Origin of the sequence: Oligella sp. HMSC09E12 (genome assembly GCF_001808505.1) — a bacterium.
GTDB classification, from domain to species: Bacteria; Pseudomonadota; Gammaproteobacteria; order Burkholderiales; family Burkholderiaceae_B; genus Oligella; species Oligella urethralis.
This window is the reverse complement of the sequence record NZ_KV793593.1, coordinates 1-2,733: the sequence shown is the minus strand read 5'-3', so window position 1 is coordinate 2,733 and position 2,733 is coordinate 1. Positions and strand designations below refer to the sequence as shown.

The window sequence follows — 2,733 nt, the reverse complement described above, 5'->3', positions numbered from 1 at the left end:
AAGCCGATCCCGCCACGCAATACATCAAAAACGGACAAATAACAGACCGTCCAATCCAACAAACTAATCTCACTGGCTTAACACTTACAGATTTGCCTAATCCCTGCTCTATTTTTATCAACGGGCAATCTTACGAGTGCGAGAGCGAAACAGCAGAACTTGAGTTTGACCAGCCAACAATCTACACAATTAGAGTAGAAGCTTGGCCGTATCAAGACTGGGAGACGACTTATGAAAGTAAAGCATAAAGAAAACCCGATACCGCTGCGCAAAGCGAGCTATCCGGATATTGGCGATCAGCTTGACGCGATTTACAAAGGATTTGAAGCCCTGCAAATGCAGGGTTTTTTATTGCCCGAAGAAACTATCGACTGGATTAACGAAATCCGATCAATTAAATCAACCTTTAAAAAGGAATCATAAATGAAATACATCAATAAACAAATCATCTCTACACCGTACTACGTTCCGTTATCAGCGCATGTGATTAAGTCTTATACGGTAAATGTAGATGAAGACATTATTACTGCTAATGTTCTGTCCTACTTTAACGCTGACGCTCTAAACCATCCTGACGTGCAGCCATTAGCGATGTATTCCGTGGTGCTAAAAGGCGAGCCGGCAGGTGATACGCTGGACTGGCTTCTTGCTCAATTAACGCAAGAAGGTGAATCAGTCGCTAACGAATACGAATATCAAGGTAGCTATCAAATCATTAGCCGAAACACTTTCGCAGGTGGTGCGGTCGAAACTGCTGATGGTGTTGAAGATGTTGAGTTGCTTGAATAAGTTTTCAGCTCGAGGAGGTCGGATACTAAATAAAGTGTGAGCAACTTATAGCCCTCGAAATGAGGGCTTTTTTATAGGGCGAAAGAGAACAAGGATAAAAATGGAGCAAGTGATTGAGACGCTTAAAACTGCGCTGCCTGGCTTGCTTGGCGCAACGAGTCAAGCTGTAGTGCTGACAAAGGGCACGATAAAAAGGAGGGCAGGGGTATTGTTTATGTCGTCCGCTGCGGCTTATTACGCTCACGAATATGTGGCTTATTTGCTCGGATGGCCTACGGGAATGAGCTCATTTGTTGTGGGCCTTATGCTTGCGCCCACGGTAGATAAATTGCTGTCCGAGCTTAACCAAATCTCTTTATCAAAATTGATAGGGAGAGTCTTAGGAATAAAGGATCGTGAATGATTATTTACTTAATGACAATTTACGGCTTTGTCGCTCTTATGTGCATTGCAGGGCAGTTTAACCGCGCATTTAACGGCAATAGCTTTCAGCGGTTTGGTTTAGCAATGGCTGCTATTTGGGCGCTATGGCGCATACAAATGCTAAGCAATGGCACATGGGGCTATCCGCATGAGCCTTTGCTTTCAACAGCTATGGGGCTTTATGCGATTGGTACGCTAATTAAGACTCGGTACTATTGCAAGCGAAAAAACAGAGCGCGTGAGTTTTTGAATATTAGGAGGCAAAAAAAGTGATGACGTTAGAACAATTTAGAGACGCAGCGGGTATTAGTCAGCCAATGGCTGAGCGCTGGTACAAGCCATTCACCGAAGCTTACTCAATGTACTTTGTCTATGATCCATTAGTCATGTCCCATGTGATTGCGCAAATTGGTCACGAGTCGGGAGGATTTGCACGGCTTGAGGAAAACCTAAACTACCGCTCGGCTGATAGATTGATTACTGTTTTCGGCAGTCGCAACGGACTGGATAGACATAAAGCTTATTTGCTGGCAGGCAATCCAATAGAAATAGCTAACTTTGTCTATGGTGGAGAATGGGGTAGACGCAACCTTGGCAACACGCAGCCTAATGACGGCTGGTTTTTCCGTGGTGGTGGCTTAATCCAGCTAACAGGCCGTGCGAATTACACAAAAGCGTCAAAGGCGCTAGGTATTGATATTGTCGACTTACCCGATTTAGTACGCAAAGATAAGGGCATTGCCGCTCAAGCAGCGATGTGGTGGCTTTGGGATAACGGCTTGCAGGCTTATTTTGATGCGGATGACGTTCGCGGTGCTACACGGCGCATTAATGGTGGATTAAATGGGCTTACTGACCGCATCAACCGATTAGAGCGAGCAAAAAAGGTGCTGTTATGACTAATTATGACTGCTTAATTAGAGTGTGTGAAGTGTGGTTTTACGCCGCTCTTTACGGCTCTTTAATCTTATGGACCTAGTTATGAATATTAAAAAATACGCTATCGGCGCAGCAGTGCTGTTTGCTGCTTTAACAGCTGTTTACGGCTATGGCCAACTGCAATATCGTGCTGGACAGTCGGCCGCCAAGGAAGCGCAGTATGTGGCTGAACTTGAGAGCTATAAAACAGCCGCTGATGAGCTATTAAGAGCGTCCAGCGTTGCGCAAACATCATTAATACAAATCGGAGTACGACACGATGAGTTTAAAGAAAGCTACAAAAATCTTGCTGAGTTTGACTGCTATGCTGACGCTGACCGCATGCAACACATCTACAAGCTATACACGCCCGCCTTTACCCGGTAATTTAATGTCTTGCACTGACCCGCAACCGCCAGCAGGCAATCACTTTGATGATGTGGCCGTAGCGTTAGCGGATGCGGTGACTAGGTATTATGAGTGCAAAGTCAAGCATGAGGCGGTGGTGGGGTTGTGGAAGTAAACTATTATAACTTTTGCTCACTTGCCCACATAGCCCGCATCTTTTGGCTATCCTCTCGTCCATTAAGCCAAGTTTCATAC

General features: G+C 45.2%; 8 protein-coding genes. All 8 read left to right on the top strand.

Going from position 1 to position 2,733, the window contains the following annotated elements; genetic code table 11:
* A partial coding sequence (locus HMPREF3179_RS12400; protein ID WP_210398762.1) for a hypothetical protein occupies nucleotides 1–248 on the top strand: 248 nt, incomplete at its 5' end.
* Complete coding sequence (locus HMPREF3179_RS08095) at nucleotides 232–423, top strand: hypothetical protein (RefSeq protein WP_070470575.1); 192 nt, start codon at nucleotides 232–234, stop codon at nucleotides 421–423. The genes HMPREF3179_RS12400 and HMPREF3179_RS08095, both read left to right, overlap by 17 nt.
* The gene (locus HMPREF3179_RS08090) at nucleotides 424–789 is read left to right on the top strand and encodes a hypothetical protein (RefSeq protein ID WP_070470573.1); all 366 of its coding nucleotides are present in this window, start codon (nucleotides 424–426) and stop codon (nucleotides 787–789) included. It abuts the gene before it with no gap.
* A 100-nt stretch (nucleotides 790–889) separates the two neighbouring features.
* A complete protein-coding gene (locus HMPREF3179_RS08085; protein WP_070470571.1) occupies nucleotides 890–1,192 on the top strand; it encodes a hypothetical protein in 303 nt (100 codons plus the stop codon).
* Nucleotides 1,189–1,485, top strand: a complete 297-nt coding sequence (locus HMPREF3179_RS08080) for a hypothetical protein (protein WP_070470569.1) — start codon at nucleotides 1,189–1,191, stop codon at nucleotides 1,483–1,485. Before HMPREF3179_RS08085 ends, HMPREF3179_RS08080 begins: the two co-directional genes overlap by 4 nt.
* On the top strand, nucleotides 1,485–2,111 hold the full coding sequence (locus tag HMPREF3179_RS08075; RefSeq protein WP_070470566.1) for a glycoside hydrolase family 19 protein: 627 nt from the start codon (nucleotides 1,485–1,487) through the stop codon (nucleotides 2,109–2,111). The genes HMPREF3179_RS08080 and HMPREF3179_RS08075 overlap by 1 nt, the downstream gene beginning before the upstream one ends.
* Nucleotides 2,112–2,193: 82 nt before the next feature.
* Nucleotides 2,194–2,517, top strand: coding sequence for a hypothetical protein (locus HMPREF3179_RS08070; protein ID WP_070470565.1), 324 nt, complete (start codon nucleotides 2,194–2,196; stop codon nucleotides 2,515–2,517).
* Between the two features lie 4 nt (nucleotides 2,518–2,521).
* On the top strand, nucleotides 2,522–2,653 hold the full coding sequence (locus HMPREF3179_RS12590; protein WP_256388752.1) for a hypothetical protein: 132 nt from the start codon (nucleotides 2,522–2,524) through the stop codon (nucleotides 2,651–2,653).
* Nucleotides 2,654–2,733: the final 80 nt, after the last annotated feature.